Source organism: Mesorhizobium sp. M1A.F.Ca.IN.020.04.1.1 (assembly GCF_003997315.1).
Taxonomy (GTDB): Bacteria; Pseudomonadota; Alphaproteobacteria; order Rhizobiales; family Rhizobiaceae; genus Mesorhizobium.
Window position 1 is genome coordinate 1 of sequence record NZ_RZSN01000112.1, and the last position, 20568, is coordinate 20568.

General features: G+C 64.3%; 23 protein-coding genes and 1 pseudogene. 14 read left to right on the forward strand and 10 right to left on the reverse strand.

Translation table 11 applies throughout. From position 1 onward, the window contains the following. The 5 genes and pseudogenes from EOA49_RS20990 to EOA49_RS21010 all read right to left on the reverse strand — a co-directional run. A pseudogene (locus EOA49_RS20990) lies at nucleotides 1-344 on the reverse strand (bifunctional folylpolyglutamate synthase/dihydrofolate synthase); the annotation flags it as partial. A gap of 214 nt (nucleotides 345-558) precedes the next feature. Beyond that, nucleotides 559-1485, reverse strand: coding sequence for an acetyl-CoA carboxylase, carboxyltransferase subunit beta (gene accD, locus EOA49_RS20995; RefSeq protein ID WP_127239767.1), 927 nt, complete (start codon nucleotides 1483-1485; stop codon nucleotides 559-561). Between the two features lie 97 nt (nucleotides 1486-1582). Next, a complete protein-coding gene (trpA, locus tag EOA49_RS21000) occupies nucleotides 1583-2422 on the reverse strand; it encodes a tryptophan synthase subunit alpha (RefSeq protein ID WP_067323851.1) in 840 nt (279 codons plus the stop codon). Nucleotides 2423-2424: 2 nt separating this feature from the next. Next, nucleotides 2425-3675 (reverse strand): tryptophan synthase subunit beta, encoded by a 1251-nt coding sequence (gene trpB / locus EOA49_RS21005; RefSeq protein ID WP_095831871.1) that lies wholly within the window; start codon nucleotides 3673-3675, stop codon nucleotides 2425-2427. Nucleotides 3676-3766: 91 nt separating this feature from the next. Next, a complete protein-coding gene (locus tag EOA49_RS21010; protein WP_127239779.1) occupies nucleotides 3767-4426 on the reverse strand; it encodes a phosphoribosylanthranilate isomerase in 660 nt (219 codons plus the stop codon). 110 nt (nucleotides 4427-4536) lie between these two features. Here EOA49_RS21010 and EOA49_RS21015 point away from each other — a divergent pair, with 110 nt between their 5' ends. Then, nucleotides 4537-4755: a hypothetical protein gene (locus EOA49_RS21015; RefSeq protein WP_127239768.1), complete on the forward strand. Its 219-nt coding sequence runs from the start codon at nucleotides 4537-4539 to the stop codon at nucleotides 4753-4755. Nucleotides 4756-4799: 44 nt separating this feature from the next. On the opposite strand, the gene EOA49_RS21020 is transcribed toward EOA49_RS21015, so the two are convergent. The 4 genes from EOA49_RS21020 to EOA49_RS21035 all read right to left on the reverse strand — a co-directional run bounded on the left by EOA49_RS21020 (nucleotide 4800) and on the right by EOA49_RS21035 (nucleotide 8191). Continuing rightward, nucleotides 4800-5558 (reverse strand): M48 family metallopeptidase, encoded by a 759-nt coding sequence (locus tag EOA49_RS21020; RefSeq protein WP_067002950.1) that lies wholly within the window; start codon nucleotides 5556-5558, stop codon nucleotides 4800-4802. A 118-nt stretch (nucleotides 5559-5676) separates the two neighbouring features. After that, nucleotides 5677-6159 carry a DUF2852 domain-containing protein gene (locus EOA49_RS21025; protein WP_067002952.1) on the reverse strand — a complete coding sequence of 161 codons (483 nt, stop codon included), beginning with the start codon at nucleotides 6157-6159 and terminating at the stop codon, nucleotides 5677-5679. 116 nt (nucleotides 6160-6275) lie between these two features. Next, nucleotides 6276-7418, reverse strand: coding sequence for a benzoate/H(+) symporter BenE family transporter (locus EOA49_RS21030; RefSeq protein WP_127239769.1), 1143 nt, complete (start codon nucleotides 7416-7418; stop codon nucleotides 6276-6278). 2 nt (nucleotides 7419-7420) lie between these two features. Beyond that, the gene (locus EOA49_RS21035; RefSeq protein WP_127239770.1) at nucleotides 7421-8191 is read right to left on the reverse strand and encodes an alpha/beta hydrolase; all 771 of its coding nucleotides are present in this window, start codon (nucleotides 8189-8191) and stop codon (nucleotides 7421-7423) included. A 214-nt stretch (nucleotides 8192-8405) separates the two neighbouring features. On the opposite strand from EOA49_RS21035, the gene infC reads away from it, so the two are divergent. From infC to EOA49_RS21075, 8 genes are all read left to right on the forward strand, one after another. Continuing rightward, nucleotides 8406-8942, forward strand: coding sequence for a translation initiation factor IF-3 (gene infC, locus EOA49_RS21040; RefSeq protein WP_067003282.1), 537 nt, complete (start codon nucleotides 8406-8408; stop codon nucleotides 8940-8942). Nucleotides 8943-9252: 310 nt separating this feature from the next. After that, complete coding sequence (locus tag EOA49_RS21045) at nucleotides 9253-9900, forward strand: isoprenylcysteine carboxylmethyltransferase family protein (protein WP_067324658.1); 648 nt, start codon at nucleotides 9253-9255, stop codon at nucleotides 9898-9900. A 239-nt stretch (nucleotides 9901-10139) separates the two neighbouring features. Further along, complete coding sequence (rpmI, locus tag EOA49_RS21050) at nucleotides 10140-10343, forward strand: 50S ribosomal protein L35 (protein WP_027166935.1); 204 nt, start codon at nucleotides 10140-10142, stop codon at nucleotides 10341-10343. Nucleotides 10344-10381: 38 nt separating this feature from the next. After that, nucleotides 10382-10783 carry a 50S ribosomal protein L20 gene (gene rplT, locus EOA49_RS21055; protein WP_127239771.1) on the forward strand — a complete coding sequence of 134 codons (402 nt, stop codon included), beginning with the start codon at nucleotides 10382-10384 and terminating at the stop codon, nucleotides 10781-10783. A gap of 185 nt (nucleotides 10784-10968) precedes the next feature. Beyond that, nucleotides 10969-12021 carry a phenylalanine--tRNA ligase subunit alpha gene (gene pheS, locus EOA49_RS21060; protein WP_245460761.1) on the forward strand — a complete coding sequence of 351 codons (1053 nt, stop codon included), beginning with the start codon at nucleotides 10969-10971 and terminating at the stop codon, nucleotides 12019-12021. Beyond that, nucleotides 12018-12458, forward strand: coding sequence for a GFA family protein (locus EOA49_RS21065; protein ID WP_067002960.1), 441 nt, complete (start codon nucleotides 12018-12020; stop codon nucleotides 12456-12458). Before pheS ends, EOA49_RS21065 begins: the two co-directional genes overlap by 4 nt. Further along, a complete protein-coding gene (gene pheT / locus EOA49_RS21070) occupies nucleotides 12455-14863 on the forward strand; it encodes a phenylalanine--tRNA ligase subunit beta (protein ID WP_127239773.1) in 2409 nt (802 codons plus the stop codon). The genes EOA49_RS21065 and pheT overlap by 4 nt, the downstream gene beginning before the upstream one ends. A 39-nt stretch (nucleotides 14864-14902) precedes the next feature. Then, nucleotides 14903-15505, forward strand: coding sequence for a nucleotidyltransferase family protein (locus EOA49_RS21075; protein WP_095799038.1), 603 nt, complete (start codon nucleotides 14903-14905; stop codon nucleotides 15503-15505). Between the two features lie 81 nt (nucleotides 15506-15586). Here the strand turns inward: EOA49_RS21075 and EOA49_RS21080 are convergent, their stop codons facing one another. Next, nucleotides 15587-16582 carry an aldo/keto reductase gene (locus EOA49_RS21080; RefSeq protein WP_127239774.1) on the reverse strand — a complete coding sequence of 332 codons (996 nt, stop codon included), beginning with the start codon at nucleotides 16580-16582 and terminating at the stop codon, nucleotides 15587-15589. Between the two features lie 96 nt (nucleotides 16583-16678). Between EOA49_RS21080 and EOA49_RS21085 the strand changes: the two genes are divergently transcribed. From EOA49_RS21085 to EOA49_RS21105, 5 genes are all read left to right on the forward strand, one after another. Further along, a complete protein-coding gene (locus EOA49_RS21085; RefSeq protein ID WP_127215307.1) occupies nucleotides 16679-17569 on the forward strand; it encodes a LysR family transcriptional regulator in 891 nt (296 codons plus the stop codon). A 64-nt stretch (nucleotides 17570-17633) separates the two neighbouring features. Next, nucleotides 17634-18206: a cytochrome b gene (locus EOA49_RS21090; RefSeq protein WP_127239775.1), complete on the forward strand. Its 573-nt coding sequence runs from the start codon at nucleotides 17634-17636 to the stop codon at nucleotides 18204-18206. A gap of 67 nt (nucleotides 18207-18273) precedes the next feature. Continuing rightward, nucleotides 18274-18849 (forward strand): YceI family protein, encoded by a 576-nt coding sequence (locus EOA49_RS21095; protein WP_067003284.1) that lies wholly within the window; start codon nucleotides 18274-18276, stop codon nucleotides 18847-18849. A 266-nt stretch (nucleotides 18850-19115) separates the two neighbouring features. Further along, on the forward strand, nucleotides 19116-20102 hold the full coding sequence (locus tag EOA49_RS21100) for a Gfo/Idh/MocA family oxidoreductase (protein ID WP_127239776.1): 987 nt from the start codon (nucleotides 19116-19118) through the stop codon (nucleotides 20100-20102). A gap of 32 nt (nucleotides 20103-20134) precedes the next feature. Continuing rightward, the coding region (locus EOA49_RS21105; RefSeq protein ID WP_127243330.1) for an FAD-dependent oxidoreductase at nucleotides 20135-20568 on the forward strand (434 nt) is incomplete at its 3' end.

A 20568-nucleotide genomic window follows, 5' to 3' on the forward strand; every position in this document is an offset into this window, starting at 1 on the left:
TGATTGGCCTTGGCGACGCGCGCGATGGCCTCGGCAAAGACATCGTCGTCGACCAGCTTGCCGCCGCCCTCGGCGGCCAGCCGGTAGCGCTCGTGCCAGTTCACCAGATGCGGCGAGGTGTGGACATGGACGAGATGACCGGCCGCCTCCAGCAGCGCCCGCGAGAAGGCGGCGCAGGAGCCCTTGCCGTTGGTGCCGGCGATGTGGATGACCGGCGGCAGCCGGTCCTGCGGGTTGCCGAGACGCTCGAGCAGGCGGGCGATGCGGTCCAGCGAAAGGTCGAAACCTTTCGGATGGAGCGTCATCAGATGTTCGATTTCACGATCGGCGGCGAGCGTTGTCATGGCGGAATCCTAGAGCATTTGCGGCGAAAGAACAGGATCGCCTTCAATCCTTTTCGTTCGTGTGCAATTTGGGACGCAAAACCGCTGCGCACTCTTGCTGGAATTGCTCTGGCGCATGAGCCCGAACCGGGATCGGTTTTGGAAAGGGATCATGCGCAAACGGCTACTGCGCAGCGCAGTTGGCGCAATCGCGTGGGCGGCAAACGATGTCGCGTCAGGCCTGCGGCCGGGATTCGGCGTTGACGACCGCCGGCGGCAGGATCTCAGGCTCCAATGGCGTCTCGGCCACTGGGGTCTTGAGGAGCATCTTCAACAGTCGTGCGATGGTCGAGCGCATCTCCAGACGCGAGACCACCATGTCGACCATGCCGTGTTCCATCAGATATTCGGCGCGCTGGAAGCCATCGGGGAGTTTCTCGCGGATCGTCTGCTCGATGACGCGCGGCCCGGCGAAGCCGATCAGCGCGCCGGGCTCGGCGATGTGAACGTCGCCCAGCATGGCATAGGAGGCGGTCACGCCGCCGGTGGTCGGGTTGGTCAGCACCACGATATAGGGCAGGCCGGCTTCCTTCAGCCGGTCGACGCCGACCGTGGTGCGCGGCAATTGCATCAGCGAGAGGATGCCTTCCTGCATGCGGGCGCCGCCCGAGGCGGCGAACAGGATCAGCGGCCGCCTGCGCTGCAAAGCGACCTCGAAGGCATGGACGATGGCCTCGCCCGCGGCCATGCCGAGCGAGCCGCCCATGAAGGCGAAATCCTGCACGGTAACCACCACCGGCAGGCCTTCGATGGTGCCGACTGCGTTAAGAATCGCGTCCTCGAGGCTTGTCTTGGCCTTCGCCTCTTTCAGCCGATCGGTGTAGCGCTTCTCATCGCGGAACTTCAGCGGATCCTGCATGACCTTGGGGTTTTCCAGGGTCTCGTATCTGCCGTCGTCGAAGAAGTATTTCAGCCGCTCCTTGGCCGAGATCTTCATATGGTGGCCGGAAGACGGGATGACGAACTGGTTGGATTCGAGGTCCTTGTGGAAGATCATCTCGCCGGTCTCGGGATCCTTGATCCAGAGATTTTCCGGCATGTCGGTGCGCCGGCCGAGCATCGAATTGATCTTCGGTCGAACGTAGTTGGTGATCCAGTTCATCGCTTCGGCTCCTGTCCCGACGAAGAGACGTCCAGCAATTCCAGGAAAAGTGTGCGGCGGTTTTCCGTCCGGAATTGCGTAAAAACAAATAGTCAGACTATTCGGCGGCAGCAAGGCGGGCCGAGCGGACGCCCTGGGCAAGCCCGCTGACCAGCGTGGCGACCGCTTCGGCCGGATCGGCGGTCTTCTCGCCCTTGGGCCCGAGCACATTGGCGACCGCGTTGACAATCGCCGTGCCGACGACGACGCCGTCGGCGGAGGCGCCGATGGTACGCGCCTGCTCGGCGGTCTTGACGCCGAAGCCGACGCAGACCGGCAGCGCGGTGTGACCCTTGATGCGTTTGACCGCCGCCGACACCTTGGCAGTGTCGGCCAAGGCCGAGCCGGTGATGCCCGTCATCGACACGTAGTAGACGAAGCCGGAGGTGTTCTCGAGCACCTTCGGCAGGCGCTTGTCGTCGGTGGTCGGCGTCGCCAGGCGGATGAAATTGATGCCCGCCTTCAGCGCCGGAACGCAGAGCTCCTCGTCCATTTCCGGCGGCAGGTCGACAACGATCAGGCCGTCGATGCCGCTCACCTTGGCGTCGGCCAGGAAGCGATCGACGCCGTAAATGTAGATCGGGTTGTAGTAGCCCATCAGCACGATCGGCGTTTCGTCGTCCCCGGCGCGGAATTCGGACGCCATCTTCAGCGTCTTGACCAGCGTCTGGCCGCCTTTCAGCGCCCTGAGACCCGCCGCCTGAATGGCCGGGCCGTCGGCCATCGGATCGGAGAACGGCATGCCCAGCTCGATGACATCGCTGCCGGCGCCGGGAAGCGCCTTCATGATAGCGAGCGAAGTGTCGTAATCCGGATCGCCGCCCATGAAATAGGTGACCAAAGCCGGACGGCCCTCGGATTTGAGCTTCGCCATGCGGCGGTCGATGCGGGTCGTCATTGTCAGATCTCCATGCCCAGCATCTTGGCCACCGTGTGCACGTCCTTGTCGCCGCGGCCGGACAGGTTGACGATGACGATCTGGTCCTTGTCCATTTTCGGCACGATCTTCATCGCATGCGCGATGGCGTGCGCCGATTCCAGCGCCGGGATGATGCCTTCGACGCGGGTCGTCAGTTGGAAGGCCTCCAGCGCCTCGTCGTCGAGGATCGGCTCATATTCGACGCGGCCCGAATCGCGCAGCCAGGCATGCTCGGGCCCGACGCCCGGATAATCGAGACCGGCCGAGATCGAATGGCCGTCGAGAATCTGGCCGTCCGCATTCTGCAAGAGATAGGTGCGATTGCCGTGCAGCACGCCCGGCGCGCCGGCATTCATCGACGCGCAGTGCTCGACGCCGTCGAGGCCGCGACCGCCGGCCTCGATGCCGATGATGCGCACATCCTTGTCGTCGAGGAACGGGTGGAACAGGCCAATGGCGTTGGAGCCGCCGCCGACGGCAGCGATGATGACGTCGGGCAGCCGGCCTTCCTGCTCCAGCATCTGGGCGCGCGCTTCCGTGCCGATCACCGACTGGAAGTCGCGCACCAGCTCCGGATAGGGATGCGGGCCGGCGGCGGTGCCGATCAGGTAATAGGTGTCCTCGACATTGGTGACCCAGTCACGCAGCGCTTCGTTCATGGCGTCCTTCAGCGTGCCGTGGCCGGCGGTGACCGGGCGCACCTCGGCGCCGAGCAGCTTCATGCGAAAGACGTTCGGGCTCTGGCGGGCGACGTCGGTGGCACCCATGTAAACCACGCAAGGATAGCCGAAGCGCGCAGCGACCGTGGCGGAAGCGACGCCATGCTGGCCGGCACCGGTCTCGGCGATGATGCGCTTCTTGCCCATGCGCTTGGCGAGCAGGATCTGGCCGAGGCAATTGTTGATCTTGTGCGAGCCGGTGTGGTTCAGGTCCTCGCGCTTGAAATAGACCTTGGCGCCGCCCCCGAGGCCCTTCGCCGAGGAAACCTCCCGAAGATGCCTCGTCAGGCCTTCGGCGAAATAGAGCTTGGACGGTCTACCGGCATAATGGGTCGAAAGGTTCTCCAGCTCCGCCTTGAACTCCGGATCATTCTTGGCCTTGTTCCACTGCTCTTCGAGATCGAGGATCAGCGGCATCAGCGTCTCGGCGACGAAGCGGCCGCCGAAAATGCCGAACATGCCCTGCTCGTCGGGCCCGGTGCGGAAGGAATTGGGCATAGCCGGCCTGTTCATCGCCGATCTCCTGAGTCTTTGCTTCTGAGCACGTCCTTATCGGAAAACCGGTTCCCACTTTTCCGGGACATGCTCGGGTTTGAAAACTTCCTCAGGCGGCGCGGTCGTCGCGCGCGGCCCTGACGGCCCGGAAAAACTGCTCGATCAGCGCCGGTTCCTTGACGCCCGGAGCGCTCTCCACGCCGGAGGAGATGTCTATCCCGGGCGGATTGGCCAGTCTGAGGGCATCGCCGACATTGGCGGCGTTGAGCCCTCCGGAAAGCATGTAATCGAGGCCGGCGTCAAGGCCGGCAAGGATCCGCCAGTCGAAGGCGACGCCATTGCCGCCAGGCAATTGCGATCCCTTGGGCGGCTTGGCGTCGAACATCAAGCGGTCGGCAACGCCGACATAGGGCCTTATCCGCTCGAGATCCGCGGCTTCGCTGACCGACAGTACCTTCATCACCGGCAGGCCGTAGCGGGTCTTGAGCTCGGCCACCTGCACCGGCGTTTCGGAACCATGCAGTTGCAGCATATCCGGCTGCATCCTCGCGACAATCTCGTCGAGAAGGGCATCATCCGCATCCACGGTGACGGCAACCGCCTTGGCCTTGCCGATGGCCGCCTGGCGCAGACGGCCAGCCTCGGCCGGATCGACGAAGCGCGGGCTTTTGGCAAAGAAGATGAAGCCGACATGGCTGGCCCCGCCGGCAAGCGCGGCGGCCATCGCGGTGTCGGTCTTCAATCCGCAGATCTTGATGTCGAGCGTCATGGCGCGGGATTGGCACGAAAAGCCGCAAGAGTCGAGAAAAAGCATGCCGTTGCCGGGCCGGCGGAAAGCGCTACCTTTCGAATAGGGACACAGGCGGGAGCAGGAAGATCATGACCGACAAGACCGTCGCCGAACTCAGACAGAAGATCGCGCAGGCGCGCGAGGTGATCGCGCATCTGATCGACAAGTCCGCTTTCAACGGCGCCGAGGCGCACCGGGCGCTCGACTATTTCGGCAGCGACGCGTTCGACCGGAATTTTTTGCCGTGGCCGCATGCGAGTGAGGAAGGGCTGCGGCCGGAGGAACTCAACGCGGCGAATGACGATTGAGCGGCTGCGGTGGGCCGCCAGCTATACGGGTGCCAGGGCGACGCCTACTCAAACACGATCGCCTGCAGCGCGCCGCCGTTGCGCTTCAGCCAGTCCTTGCAGCGATCGGTGTCGGGGCAGAGCTTTTCGCACAGCTTCCAGAATTTCGGTCCGTGGTTCATCTCTTTCAGATGCGCGACCTCATGCGCCACCAGGTAATTGATGACCGGCGGCGGCGCCATCATGATGCGCCACGAGAAGGACAGATTGCCCTCCGAGGTGCATGACCCCCAGCGGCTGGAGGTATCCTTGTAGCGGATCGCCTTGGCGCGCTTGCCGATCGCCTCGGTGTGCTTGACCACCAGCTTCTCGATCTCGCGCTTGGCCTCGCGTTTCAGATAATCGGCGATGCGGCGCGGCAGGTGGACACGCTCGCCATGGATGATGAGCAGCGGGCCGCGCTCGTCGCGCGCGATGGTGACGGTGCCGCGTTTGGCCGGCTCATGGACGATGCGGTGCGGCACGCCGCGGATCGGGATCTTGATGCCGGGCCGCACCTGCGGGCGCATCGGCACCTTGGCTAGGCGCTGCTCCAGCCAGTCCTGATGGCGGTCGAGGAACTTCTCCACCTCGCCGCGGCGCAAGCCGGGCGGCACCGTTATGCGCAGCCCCTGGCCGCCGGAATCGATACGCAGCGTCAATCGCCGGGCCCTCGCGCTTTCGACGATTTTGAGCGGCAGGGTGCGGCCGGCGACGCAATGCTCGCGCTCCACGACGGGCTTGGGTTCTGGCTTGGTCAGATTGCGAAAGAAGCCGAGGGTCATGGCCGGACGATACGCGATTCGAGAAAAACGACCAGTAGAGTGAGGCTACATGGAGAACAAAAAAGAAACGGCGCCGCTCGCGCGACGCCGCATGTCGGCCGAGTCTTATGATTGAGGCTCAGTCGTCAAGGAGGTTCGACCCCTTGCCGCGCTTCGGCCCCGTCGCTCCGGTTGGACCACTCGTCGTGGTTGGCGCGGTCCGCTTGTTACGCTCGGCCATGAAGCGGTCGAACTCTTCCTGGTCCTTGGCACGGCGCAGCTCGCGGGCATACTCGTCGAACTCGTTCAGCATCTCGTCGAGCTTGCGGCGCTCCTCGGCGAGGCGCTCAAGTTCCTTCTCGCGCCAGTCGTCGAAAGCGACGTTGCCGGTGCGGGACGAGCCATGGCCCCAGCGGGCCGCCTTTTCCGAGCCACGGCGGCAGCCGGCGAAGATGCCGTCGGTGGCGCGGTTGACATCGCGCTTGAAGCCTTCGAGCCGGTCGCCCCAGATGATGTAGGCAAGCATGGCGAAGCCCAGCGGCCAGAACACCATGAAGCCGATCACCATCAGCGCGATGGTCGCCGGCGTCCAGGCCGGACGGATCAATGCACTTGTGTTCATTTTCTCCCAATCCTTCCGTTGGAGACAGCCAAACCGGCTGCGTGGAATCGAAATGGGAAGGCGAAATCGGCGATTCAAGGCAAGTCCGGCCAAAACCGGCGAAAGGCCTGAAATGATTATCGCTTTTTGAGTTTCTCGAGGAAAAGCACTGCCATTCCGGCGACCAGCCCCCAAAAAGCCGCGCCGACGCCGAACAAGGTGAGCCCTGAGGCCGTCACCGCAAAGGTGAGCGTGGCCGGCATGCGCTCGCCCGCATCATGGAGCGCGATCGAGAGCGCGTTGGCTAAAGGCGCCATCAGCGCCAGGCCGGCGACCAGCACGATCAGGCTCTGCGGCAGGACGGCGAAGATCGCCACCAGCGAAGCGCCGAAGATGGCGAAGACCAGATAGGCGAGCGCATAGAACGGCCCCGTCTTCCAGCGCTCGGCGGGATCCGGATGGACATCCGGGCCGGTGCAGATCGCCGCGGAGATCGCCGCCAGATTGGTCGTCGAGGCGCCGAACGGCGCCGAGAGCAGCGAGAACAGCCCGGTGACGCCGATCAGCGGGCCAGGTTCCGGGTGGTAGCCGGCGGCTTTCAGCACCGCGAGACCGGAGAGGTTCTGGGAGGCCATGGTGACGAGGTAGAGCGGCAAGGCCAGGCCAATGATCGCCGAAACGGTGAACTGCGGAGCGATCAGCGTCAGTGTCGACAATTCCGGCGCCGGCAGGCCGCCGACGCGGCCGGTGAGGAAGGCGGCAAGGCCGCCGCCGATCAGCACGACAAGGACCGAAACCGCCGGGTTGAACAGCCGGATGACGAAGAAGGCGGCGATCAGCGGCAGGATCAGCCACGGATCGGCGGGAATGGCCTTGACCGCACTGATGGCGAAGCCGACCAGGATGCCGGCCAGCATGCCGGACGCCACCGAGGCCGGAATCTGCGCGATCAGCCGGGTCAGCGGCTTGAACAGACCGGTGGCGATCAACAGGATGCCGGTGACGATGAAAGCGCCGACGGCTTGCGCCATGGTGAAGCCGCTGGAGGCCGCGATCAGCGCCAGGCCCGGCGTCGACCAGGCGGTGATGACCGGCATTTTCGTGCGCCAGGACAGCCACAGGCATTCGATGGCCATGGCCAGGCAGATGGCCGTCACTCCGCTCGCGGTCTCGATCTGAGTGGCGCCGATCGCCTTGGCGGCGGCAATGACGATGGCCAAAGTGCCGCCAAAGCCGACGATCGCCGCAACAAAGGCGGATATCGGGATTGAAATGCGCATGCTCATGAAACCCGCTGGATCAGGTCGCCGACGGCGCGGTTGAGCATGTCGAGATCCTCCGGGCGGGAGAGGCGATGATCGCCGTCGGGGATAAGCGACAGCGTGACGTCATCGGCCGGCAGCAGTGCGGCGAGCTTCAGCGCATGGCCGGAAGGCACGTCGGGATCGGCGAGACCCTGCAGGATATGAACCGGGCAATGGGTGTCGATCGGCCCGGTCATCACCCGGTTCGCGCGGCCGTCCTCGATCAGCGCGCGCGTGTAGATATAGGGCTCGGCGGAATAGTCGGACGGTTCCTCGAAAAATCCCTTTTTCGAAAGGTCGCGCTTCTGCGCCCTGGTCAGCACCGGCTCGATCAGCTCGACGGTAAAGTCGGGCGCCGGCGCAAGCAGCAACAGGCCGGCGATGCGGTCGTCGCCGGCCTTGCGCAATTCCTGCACCATGCGCAGCGCAATCCACGCCCCCATCGAGGAGCCGACCAGGATCTGCTTGCCCTTGCTGAAGCGGCGAAAGACGGCGAGGCTCTCGGCCAGCCATTTCGAGATCGTGCCCTCGGCGAATTCGCCGCCCGATTCGCCGTGGCCGGAATAGTCGTGGCGCAGATAGGCGCGGCCTTCGCGGCTCGCCCAGGCCGACAGCGCCTCGGCCTTGGTGCCCAGCATGTCGGACTTGTAGCCGCCCAGCCAGACGATGCCCGGCGCTGAGCCCGGCGCCTGCCTGACAGCGATCTGCGTTCCGTTCACGTCGATGAAAACTGGTGCGCTGGCGTCCATGACCTCGTCCTTCCGGCCGGTCTTTTGGCACATCCGGCGGTTCGCGGAAAAGTGCTCGCACCTTTTCTTTGCTTGGTGCAGGCAATGGCAAGCTTTGAGGTGATTTCCTGGCGAGGCTGTGCTATTGACTCCGGCCGCGCGCTCACCACATAGGCGCGTCCAAGCGATTGAACTCAAAGAAACCCTGAACGAAACGGCCGAGGAGACCACGACCATTCGCAGACCTTTCAAAGCAGCGGCCCCGACCAAGGACGGTCCGCGCTCCAATCGAGACATCCGGGTGCCCCGGGTCCAGCTCATCGACGCAGAAGGCCACAACCGTGGCGAAGTTTCCATCAACGACGCGCTGCTGCTGGCCGAAGAGGCCGGGCTGGATCTCGTCGAGATATCGCCCAACGCGCAGCCGCCCGTCGTCAAGATCCTCGATCTCGGCAAGCTGAAATACGCCAACCAGAAGAAGGCGGCCGAGGCGCGCAAGAACCAGAAGGTCATCGAGATCAAGGAGATCAAGATGCGCCCGAACATCGACAGCCATGACTACGAGACCAAGATGAAGGCCGTGCGGCGCTTCTTCGAGGACGGCGACAAGGTCAAGCTGACGCTGCGTTTCCGCGGCCGCGAAATGGCGCATATGGAACTCGGCATGCAGCTCCTGAACAAGGTGCGCGAGGAAGTCGCGCCGATCGCCAAGGTCGAGGCCGAGCCGAAGCTCGAAGGCCGACAGATGATGATGGTGCTGGCGCCCCGCTGACGGTGCGCCTCACGTTTCCTTTCCGTCCTGGAGCCATTCCGGCGCGATCGCCGCAAACTGTCGCGCCGATCACGGTTTCGCGAAGGAGAATTGACCGGCCGGCGCTGCTTGGTGCTCCAAAATCCGCCTGAATTGCCGCGCAGGGCGACCCGACGATCGGCGGGGCGCCTGTTTTTCTATCCGATCGCCGGCTTCTCGACGATCGAGCTCCTCGATCGCGAGCAAATCGACGATCGGATTTTCCCGATCGCGACCAAATCGACGATCGGATTTTCCCGATCGCGATCAAAACACGACGATCGGATTGGCCATGGTCGATGAAACAAAGATCCCGACCGACAACCAGATAGAAGGGTTGGGCGGCTACCAGTATATGCGCCGCATCGTGCTGGCGGTGCTCATCGTGGTGCTGTTTGCGGCACTCCTGTTCGGCCAGTCGACGTTCCCTCCCGAGACGCCCGTGCACGAGACGATCGAGATGTTCGGCGTGCTCCTGATCTTCCTGGGCATCGTCGGGCGCTTGTGGTCGACGCTCTACATCGGCGGCCGCAAATCCTCCGAAGTGGTCACCGGCGGGCCCTATTCGATCACCCGCAACCCGCTCTATCTGTTCTCGACCGTGGCGGCAGCCGGCGTTGGCGCGCAGATCGGCTCGTTTTCCGGCATCATCCTCTTCGCGGTCCTTTGCGCCGGCGCGTTCCACATCGTCATCCTGCGCGAGGAGCGCTATCTCAAGGAAGTCCTCGGCGCTCCCTACAAAGCCTATCTGGCGCGCGTGCCGCGCTTCTTTCCAAAGCTTTCGCTCTACCAGGAAGGCGACACCGGCAGCTTCAAGCCGCGCCTGCTGTTAAACACGCTGCTCGACGGGCTGGTATTCCTGGTGGCGCTGCCGGCCTTCGAACTGATCGACGGCGCGCAGCAGTCGGGGGTGCTGCCGGTGTGGTTCACGCTGCCCTGAACGGGACAGCGCGCCGCAGGGCGTGAGGTGTTGCGCACGAGCCCTGTTTGATCTATAGGACCGCCGTTCTGCGTATCGGGCCGGAAATCATCTCTGATTTACGGAAAGCACGATACGCAGAGCAAAAACAAAAACCGCCCGGCAGGGCATGCCGTGGCGGTTTCATTTGCTTTTCGGGCTCTGGTCGGCCCGAAGCGAGAAAAGAAGCGCGATGGTGCGCCACATTACGGAGTAGCAAAATGCCCAAGATGAAGACCAAATCGGCCGCCAAGAAGCGGTTCAAGATTACCGCCACCGGCAAGGTGCTGTCGGCTGCCGCCGGCAAGCGCCACGGCATGATCAAACGTTCCAACAAGTTCATTCGCGATGCCCGCGGCACGATGGTTCTGGCTGAACCGGACGGCAAGAAGGTCATCAAGAATTTTCTGCCGAACGGCCTTTAAGCATTCGGTCCGGAACAGCGTTTTAAGGAGATCATGACATGGCACGCGTAAAGAGAGGCGTCACCGCCCACGCCAAGCACAAGAAGGTCCTGAAAGCCGCCAAGGGCTTCTACGGCCGTCGCAAGAACACCATCCGCATCGCCAAGCAGGCGGTGGAAAAGTCGCTGCAGTACGCCTATCGCGACCGCAAGAACCGCAAGCGCTCGTTCCGCGCGCTGTGGATCCAGCGCGTCAATGCGGCGGTGCACGAGCACGGCCTGACCTATGGCCGCTTCATCGACGGCCTCAACAAGGCCGGCATCGAGATCGACCGCAAGATCCTTTCGGACATGGCCATCCATGAACCGCAGGCTTTCGCAGCCCTTGTGGCCAAGGCCAAGGTGGCGCTCGAGTATCTGAAGAACACCACGCCGAATGCTTTTGAGAGCGCTGTCGCCTAAGCCAGCGCTTCCCAAGCATTCGCTATTCTGATTTGGGGAACCCGCGCTGGCACGGCTGGCGCGGGTTTTTCTTATGCCTGATGCAACCAAATTGGTGACGCGCCGAACCCCGGTGGTTGCCCGATCGAGAGAGTTTCGCCGTGAACGCCACCGCTGGAAATCTTGAAACCCTTGAAGCTTCTTTGATGGCCGACATCGCGGCCGCGGCCGACGAGCAGGCGATCGAGGCTGTGCGCGTCTCGGCGCTGGGCAAGAAGGGCTCGGTCTCCGAGATGCTGAAAACGCTCGGCGCGATGAGCACCGAGGAGCGGCAGGTCAAGGGCCCGGCGATCAATGGGCTGAAGAACCGCGTCACCGAGGCGCTGACGGCGCGCAAGTCGGAGCTGAAGGACGTAGCGATCGCCGCCCGTCTCGCCGCCGAGACCGTCGACGTGACGCTGCCGGTGCGGCAATCGCCGGCCGAGCGCGGCCGTATCCATCCGATCAGCCAGGTGATCGACGAGATCGCGGCGATCTTCGGCGATCTCGGCTTCTCGATCGCCGAAGGCCCGGACATCGAAACCGACTATTACAATTTCACCGCGCTCAACTTCCCCGAGGGACATCCGGCGCGCGAGATGCACGACACCTTCTTCTTCCAGCCGGACGAGAAGGGCGAGCGCAAGCTTTTGCGCACGCACACCTCGCCCGTGCAGATCCGCACAATGGAGCAGCAGAATCCGCCGATCCGCATCGTCATCCCCGGCAAGACCTACCGGCAGGATTCGGACGCCACGCACTCGCCGATGTTCCATCAGGTCGAGGGGCTGGTGATCGACAAGACCGCCAACATCGCCAACATGAAGTGGGTGCTGGAGGAATTCTGCAAGGCCTTCTTCGAAGTGCCGAGCGTAAAAATGCGCTTCCGGCCGTCCTTCTTTCCGTTCACCGAGCCCAGCCTCGAGGTCGACATCCAGTGCGACCGCTCGCGGCCGGGCGAAGTACGCTTCGGCGAGGGCTCCGACTGGATGGAGATCCTGGGCTGCGGCATGGTGCATCCCAACGTATTGCGTTACGGCGGGCTCGATCCCGACGAATACCAGGGCTTTGCCTGGGGCATGGGCATCGACCGCATCGCCATGCTGAAATACGGCATGCCGGACCTGCGCGCCTTCTTCGACGCCGACGTGCGCTGGCTCACGCATTACGGCTTCCGGCCGCTCGACATGCCGACGCTGTTCGGGGGCCTTTCCACATGACTGCTCCCCACACCGGGGGCTGCCGCTGCGGTGCCGTGCGGTTCGAGGCCTCGGCCGAGCCGCACCACATCAGCTATTGCCATTGCGGCGATTGCCGGCGCGCCAGCGGCGCGCCGGTGTCGGCCTTTATCGGCTTCGCGGCCGACCAGATCGCGCTCGAAGGCAAGTCGCTGAAGAGCTACCGGAACGGCCCGGTGGCGCGCTCGTTCTGCGGCATTTGCGGCTCGCCGATCGCCTATAGCGACGAGCGGCTCGCCGGCCATATTTACTTCACGCTCGGCGCCATGGACATGCCTGCCTATTTCAGGCCGACGCTGCATGCGCATGTGCGCGAGCAGCTGCCCTTCCTGCATATGCCCGATTCACTGCCGCGGCACCTCAAGACGAGCGTGGCTAGACCTGACGCGCAAAGCCCTTCCTACGGAACACAGTCATGAAATTCACCCTCTCCTGGCTCAAGGACCATCTCGAGACCGACGCTTCGCTTGCCGAAATCGTCGAGCGGCTGACGGCGATCGGCCTCGAAGTCGAACATGTCGACGACAAGGCGGGCCTAAAACCCTTTGTCATAGCCAAGGTGCTGACTGCCGTGCAGCATCCCGACGCCGACCGGCTGCGGGTGCTTACGGTCGATACCGGCGACGGCAAGCCGCCGGTGCAGGTGGTGTGCGGGGCGCCCAACGCCCGCGCCGGCCTGGTCGGCGCTTTTGCTGCGCCCGGCACCTATATTCCCGGCATCGACGTCACGCTTTCGGTCGGCAAGATCCGCGGCGTCGAGAGCCATGGCATGATGTGCTCCGAACGCGAGCTGCAGCTTTCGGACGAGCATACCGGCATCATCGACCTGCCCGAAGACGCACCGGTCGGCACCAGCTTCGCCGCCTACGCCCATCTCGACGATCCGGTGATCGAGATCAACCTGACGCCGAACCGCCCCGATGCGACCAGCGTCTACGGCATCGCCCGCGATCTCGCGGCGAGCGGCCTCGGCCGGCTGACCGGCGGCGCGATCATGCCGCATGCCGGCGACGGCATGTGCCCGGTCAAGGTCAAGATCGAGGCACCGGAACTCTGCCCCGGCTTCGCGCTGACTCTGGTGAAGGGCGTGAAGAACGGCCCGTCGCCGAAATGGCTGCAGCAGCGGCTGATCGCCATCGGGCTTCGGCCGATCAGCGCGCTGGTCGACATCACCAACTACGTCACCTTCGACCGCGGCCGGCCGCTGCATGTGTTCGACGCGAAGAAGGTCACCGGCAACCTTGTGGTGCGCCGCGCCAGGGACGGTGAAAAGGTGCTGGCGCTCGACGGACGCGAATACTCGCTGACGCCCGAGATGTGCGTGATCGCCGACGACAACGGCATCGAATCGATTGCCGGCATTATGGGCGGCGAGCATTCGGGCTGCGACGAGAACACCACCGACGTGCTGATCGAATCGGCGCTCTGGGACCCGATCACGACGGCCCGCACCGGTCGCACGCTCGGCATCATCAGCGATGCGCGCTACCGCTTCGAGCGCGGCGTCGACCCTGAGTTCATGGTGCCCGGCGTCGAGCTCGCGACCAAGCTGGTGCTGGAATTGTGCGGCGGCACGCCGACGGAAATCGAGGTGGCGGGCTATCCCGGCCACAAGCCGAAGATCATTTCCTTCCCGCTGTCGGAAGTGAAGCGGCTGACCGGCATCGAGGTGCCGAGAGAAGAAGCGCTCACTATACTGACCCGTCTCGGCTTCGAGCCGCGCAGCTCAGGTGACGCCGTCGAGGTGAAGGTCCCCTCCTGGCGTCCGGATGTCGACGGCAAGGCCGATCTCGTCGAGGAAGTGATGCGCATCCACGGCGTCGACAACATAGCGCCGCAGCCGCTCACCTCGCATGACGCGGTCAACGGCAGGATCCTGACCATGCTGCAGGTGCGCACCCGGGCCGCCAAGCGCGCGCTCGCCGTGCGCGGCATGATGGAGGCGGTCACCTGGTCGTTCATTCCGGCGAAACACGCCGAGCTGTTCGGCGGCGGCCAGAACGGGCTGAAGCTCGCCAACCCGATCGCCGCCGACATGTCCGACATGCGGCCGTCGCTGCTGCCCGGGCTGATCAGCGCCGCCCAGCGCAATGCCGATCGGGGCATCGGCGACGTGGCGCTGTTCGAAGTCTCCGGCACCTATGAAGGCGACTTGGCCGATCAGCAGCGGCGCGTCGCCGCGGGCGTGCGGCGGGGCACCGCCAAGCTCGAAGGCTCGAGCCGCAGCTGGGCCGGCAATGCCGGGCCGGTCGGGGTGTTCGACGCCAAGGCCGATGCGATCGCGGCGCTCGAAGCCTGCGGCGCGCCGGTCGACAGGCTGCAGATCGAGCCCGGCGGCCCGGCCTGGTACCATCCCGGACGCTCAGGCACGATCAAGCTCGGGCCGAAGACCGTGCTCGGCACTTTCGGCGAGTTCCATCCAAAGACGCTCGAAGTGCTCGACGCCTCCGGGCCGCTCTGCGGCTTCGAGGTCTTTGTCGATGCCGTGCCGGAGCCGAAGGCCAAGCCGACGCGCACCAAGCCGAAGCTGGAGCTTTCACCCTTCCAGGCGGTGAAGCGCGATTTTGCTTTCGTCGTCGACCGGACGGTTGAGGCCGGCACGCTGGTGCGGGCAGCTTTGGCCGCCGACAAGAAGCTCGTCACCGGCGTTTCGGTGTTCGACGTCTTCGAGGGCGCTGCGCTCGGCGCCGCCAAGAAGTCGATCGCCATCGAAGTCTCGATCCAGCCGGTCGAAAAGACGCTGACCGACGAGGATTTCGAGGCGCTGGCCAAGCGCATCGTCGAGAACGTCAACAAGCAGACGGGCGGCGTGCTCAGAACATGAGGCATTGCGGAGCGATGGCGAATCGCCCTCCAAAGGGCGATGCACCATCTCCGCTATTCCGGCCTGCCTTTCGAGGAGCAACGCGCGGCGTTCCTCGAAATCGTGGCGGCGGACCCGCTGCTGGCCAAAACGCTGGCGCGAGTGCGTGAACTGGAGCTGCCGGACTGGCTGGTGGTTTCCGGCGCGCTCTACAACAGCATCTGGAACCATCTCACCGGCAGGCCCTCAGGCTACGGCATCAAGGATGTCGATCTGTTCTATTTCGACGGCACCGATCTCTCCTACGAGGCCGAGGACGCGGTGATCCGCCGGGCGGCGCAGCATTTCGAAGGACTGACGCTGCCGGTGGAGGTGCGAAATCAGGCACGCGTGCACCTGTGGTATCCGGCCAAGTTCGGGCAGGCATGCCCGCGCTACACGAGCGCGAGTGAATCGGTCGGCTATTTCGCGTCGAAGACGCATGCGGTTGGGGTGCGGTACGACGCAGACGAGGCGTTGGAGCTGGTGGCGCCGTTCGGGCTCGACGACATTTTTTCGTTCCGCATCACGCCGAACCGGGTGCTGGACAACCAGCGGACGCATGAGGCGAAGGGGAAGAGGGCGCGAGAGAACTGGCCGGAGATCAGCGTGGTGCCTTGGTAGGTCAGCGCGAGGCGCCCCCCTCTGTCCTGCCGGACAGAGGGGGGCGCTGTCCCGCCAGCGTCTCAAAGCAAGCTGAAATGTCTAACCATTCACCAGCGCCAGCAGCTCTTCGGTATAGCGCTTGCCGACGACCTTGTCGGGCGACAGCGCGTCGCCGATGGCCGCGACCTCGGCGGCGCTCAGCTTGATCCCGGCCGCTGCCGTGTTCTGCTCCAAATGGCGGATCTTGCGCGCGCCGGGGATCGGCACGATGAAATCGCCCTGGTGCAGCACCCAAGCGAGCGCCAGTTGTGCCGCTGTCACGCCCTTTTCCATCGCCAACTTTTCCAGCACGGCAATGACGGCATTGTTGGCTTCCATGGCTTCGGCCTGGAAGCGCGGCAGGCCGAGGCGCCAGTCGCCGGCGCCGAGCGTATCGCGCTTGGCGATGGTGCCGGTGAGCAGGCCGCGGCCGAGCGGACTGTAGGGGACAAAGCCGATGCCGAGCTCGCGGCAAACGGCAAAGACCTCGTCCTCGGGATCGCGGCTCCACAGCGAATACTCGCTCTGCACGGCGGCGATCGGGTGCACGGCATGCGCCCGGCGCAGCGTGGCGCCGCTCACTTCCGACAGGCCGAGCGCCCGCACCTTGCCCTCGCGCACCAGTTCGGCCATGGTGCCGACCGTGTCCTCGATCGGCACGTTCGGGTCAACGCGATGCTGGTAGTAGAGGTCGATGACGTCGGTATCGAGCCGCTTCAGCGAGGCCTCCGCCACCGCCTTGACGTGCTCAGGGCGGCTGTCGACGCCGATCATGCGGTCGATGCCCGAACCGTGCTCGGATATCTTGAAGCCGAATTTGGTGGCGATGGTGACCTTCTCGCGTACCGGCTTCAGCGCCTTGCCGAGCAGGATCTCGTTCTCGTAAGGGCCATAGACTTCGGCGGTATCGAAGAAGGTGACACCGATCTCGATGGCGCGGCGCAGCGTAGCGATGGCTTCCGCCTCCGGCTGTCCGCCATAGACAAAGCTCATGCCCATGCAGCCGAGGCCGACGGGGAAGACTTCGAGTTCAGTTCCTAATTTGCGGGTTTGCATGGCGCATCTCCTTGTTGCGATGGAGATGAAATAGCGCCTAGGCATCCGTTCGATAATCATGTCTCTTTCGCACAGCTCGCTCTATAAGATAGATCAATGAACCGGACGAACCTTTCCCAGCTGGCCGTTCTCGCCGCGGTCGCGCAATGGGCCAGCTTCCGCGGCGCGGCCCGCGAGCTCGGCATCGCGCCGTCGGCGGTCAGCCATGCGGTGGCGAGCCTGGAGGCGCAGCTCGGCGTGCGGCTGCTGGCGCGCAGCACGCGCAGTGTCGCCCCGACCGAGGAAGGCGCGCGGCTGTTGGAGCGCCTGCGGCCGGCGCTGTCCGAGATCGACCTGGCGCTGGAAACGGCGGTCGAGGCGCGCGACCGCCCGGCCGGCAATCTCAGGCTCAGCGTGCCGCGCACCGCCGCGCATCTGGTGCTGACGCCGCGGCTCGCTGCCTTCACGGCCGCCTATCCCGAGATCGTGCTGGAGGTCGTCATCGAGGACCGCTTCACGGATGTGGTGGAGGGCGGGTTCGACGCCGGTGTCAGGCTGGGCGAAAGCCTGCAGCGCGACATGATCGCGGCGCGCATAGGGCCGAACATCCGCGGCGCGGTGGTCGGCGCGCCCTCCTACTTCGCGACCATGCCCAAACCGCGTCATCCGCGCGATCTCGCCGATCACCGCTGCATCCGCTTCCGCTTCTCCAGCGGCATCCTCTACCGCTGGGAGTTAGAGAAGGACGGCGAGGAAATCGAGATCGCAGCACAAGGGCCGCTGATCCTCGACGAGGACCATCTGATCGCCCAGGCCGCGATCGACGGCGCCGGGCTCGCCTTCGTCTTCGAGGACTATGTGAAGGCGCCGCTCGCCGATGGCCGGCTGATCCGCGTGCTGGAGGACTGGTGCCCCGCTTTCGACGGCTTCTTCGTCTACTACCCAAGCCGCCGCCAGATGCGGCCGGCGTTGCGGGCCTTCGTCGATTTCTTCAAGGTGAGCCCGTAGGGCTCCTCCGTTCCGCTTGTGGGGAGGGCTGGAAGAAAGGTGATTTCAGCGACGTTTTTCGACCATGCAATCGTCCATCACCAACACCGCCACCCGCTATGGCTGGGCGATGATCATCCTTCACTGGCTGATCGGCATCATCTTCATCGGCCAGTTCGTGCTCGGCTTCGTGATGATGCGCATCGATAGCCAGCGGACGTCCTTCGAGCTGATCCAGCTGCATAAGTCCGTCGGCTTCCTGCTGCTTGGGCTGGTCATCCTGCGCATCGCCTGGCGTGTCGGCAATGCGGCGCCAGCACTCCCGCCTTCGGTCGGAACATTGGAGCGCAAGGCAGCGCCGCTGGCGCATTTGGCGCTTTACGCCTTCCAGGTTGCGCTGCCGCTCTCCGGCTGGGCGCTGGTCTCGGTCTCGACGCTGGAAATCCCGACGATGCCGTTCAACCAGTTCGTCATGCCCGACCTGCCGCTCGCCGAATCCGACGCCGCGGAAAGCTTCTGGTCGGCCGCGCATTGGTATCTTGCCTATGCCGGCATCGCGCTGGTCGCGTTGCATATCCTTGCAGCGATACGCCACCATTTCCTGCTGCGCGACGGCGTGCTCACGCGCATAATCACGCCTTCGTCTGCCCGGGAATAGAGCGGGCCGCCCGTTCGTTGGTGGCGGGAAGACAGCAATGCGCTGGTTCAGGATAGGAAAGATGTCGATGCATGCGCGCATCCTCGGATTGGCGGCCTTTGCCGCTTGCCTTGCCGCGCCGGTTTGCGCCGCGGTGGCGCTCAGTGACGCCGCCGGCAGCTACACGATCAGCCCGGCGGGCTCCTCGATCCGCTTCACCATCGGCAAGGCCGGCGGTGGCGGCTTCGGCGGCGCCTTCGGCCGCTTCAAGGGCACGATTCGCATCGACAATGCCGATGTCGGGCGCTCGAAGGTCAACCTCACCATCTTTCCGGAAAGCGTCGGCACCGGCCAGGGCCGCATCGATGCTTTCCTGCGTTCCGACGCCGTCTTCGACAGCGCCAACAATCCGGAGATCCAATTCCGCTCGACAAACGTGACCCGCACCGGCGAGACCACCGCCGTGGTCACCGGCCGGCTGACGGCGCGCGGCAAGACGTTTTCGGAAAAGTTCACGGCCGAGCTCGATGGGCTGAAGTCAGGAACCATCAAGTTCCATGTCACCGGCAAGGTGCTCAGATCGCGCTACGGCATGGATGTCGGCACGCCGATCTATTCCAACGTCGTCGACTTCGACATGACCCTGACGGGGAGAAGGGGTTAGCTCTGGTCGCGCATCCTCGGGTTCGTCATCCTAGGGCGGAGCAAGGAGCGAAGCGACGCGCGCAGACCCTAGGATCCATGCCGTGACGCTAGGCGTTGCAACGGTGACAGAACTCTGCATCCCTGCACTTTACGTCATAGGTCACGGAATGGATCCTCGGGTCAAGCCCGAGGATGACGAAGGCGCTTTGTGGCCCGCGTCTGCGATTGGCTTTTCTCCGGAATTGGGGCACACCTCCATCGACGTAACCGACATGGAGAAGCATGATGTTCCGATGGGGTGTTCTGTCGACGGCCAAGATCGGCCGCGAGCAGCTTTTGCCGGCGATCGTAGATTCGGAGAACGGCGTGCTGTCGGCGATCGCCAGCCGCGACCTGTCGAAGGCCAAGGCACTGGGCGAGCGTTTCGGCGCGCCGCATGCCTTCGGCTCCTATGAGGAACTGCTCGCTTCCAAGGAGGTCGATGGCGTCTATATCCCGCTGCCGACCTCGCAGCATGTCGAATGGACGGCAAAGGCAATCGAGGCGGGAAAACATGTGCTGGTCGAGAAGCCTCTTGCGCTCGACGCCAAGGACATCCCGCAGCTGATCAAGCTGCGCGACGAGAAGAAGGTGCTGGTCTGCGAGGCCTTCATGGTCGTCTACCACCCGCAGTGGATCAAGGTGCGCGACCTGATCGCCAGCGGCGCGATCGGCCGGCTGCGCCACGTGCAGGGCGCGTTTTCCTATTACAATGTCGATCCCACCAACATGCGCAACCAGCTGGATCTTGGCGGCGGCGCGCTGCCCGACATCGGCGTCTATCCGACCGTGTCGACGCGCTTCTCGACCGGCAAGGAACCGGTCCGCGTGCAAGCCACCATCGAGCGCGACAAGACCTTCGGCACCGATATCTATTCCTCGATCCGCGCCGATTTCGGCGACTTCGAACTGTCCTTCTACCTGTCGACGCAGATGGCGGCGCGGCAGGTGATGGTGTTCCACGGCGAGAAGGGTTTCATCGAGGTCTTTGGCCCGTTCAATGCCGGGCTCTACGACCACCACCGCATCGAATTGCACAATCAGAACCACACGGAAGCGCAGGTGTTCCGCTTCCCGGGCACCCAGCAGTACCGGCTGGAATGCGAGGCCTTCGTACGCGCGGCCCAGGGCGGCAAGGACCGTGTCTTCACGCTGGAGGAATCGGTCCTCAACCAGAAGATCATCGACGCCATCTTCCGCGCCGGCGACAAGAACGGCTGGGAGCCCGTCTGACAGGCCGTCGGAAGGCGCTGGGGGGAACGAAGATGGCTGACGACGCGGATGTCATCATTGTCGGCGCGGGGCTGGCAGGCCTCGTCGCCGCGGCAGAACTTGCCGATGCCGGCAAGAAAATCATCATCGTCGACCAGGAGCCCGAGCAATCGCTGGGCGGCCAGGCCTTCTGGTCGTTCGGCGGGCTTTTCCTGGTCGACTCGCCCGAGCAGCGGCGCATGCGCATCCGCGATTCCCACGACCTCGCGCTCGCAGACTGGATGGGCACCGCCGCCTTCGACCGCCCTGAGGATTTTTGGCCGCGAAAATGGGCTGAAGCCTATCTCGGCTTCGCCGCCGGCGAGAAGCGCTCCTGGCTGATCGAGCGCGGGTTGAAATTCTTCCCCGTCGTCGGCTGGGCCGAGCGCGGCGGCGGCAATGCCAGCGGCCACGGCAATTCGGTGCCGCGCTTCCACATCACCTGGGG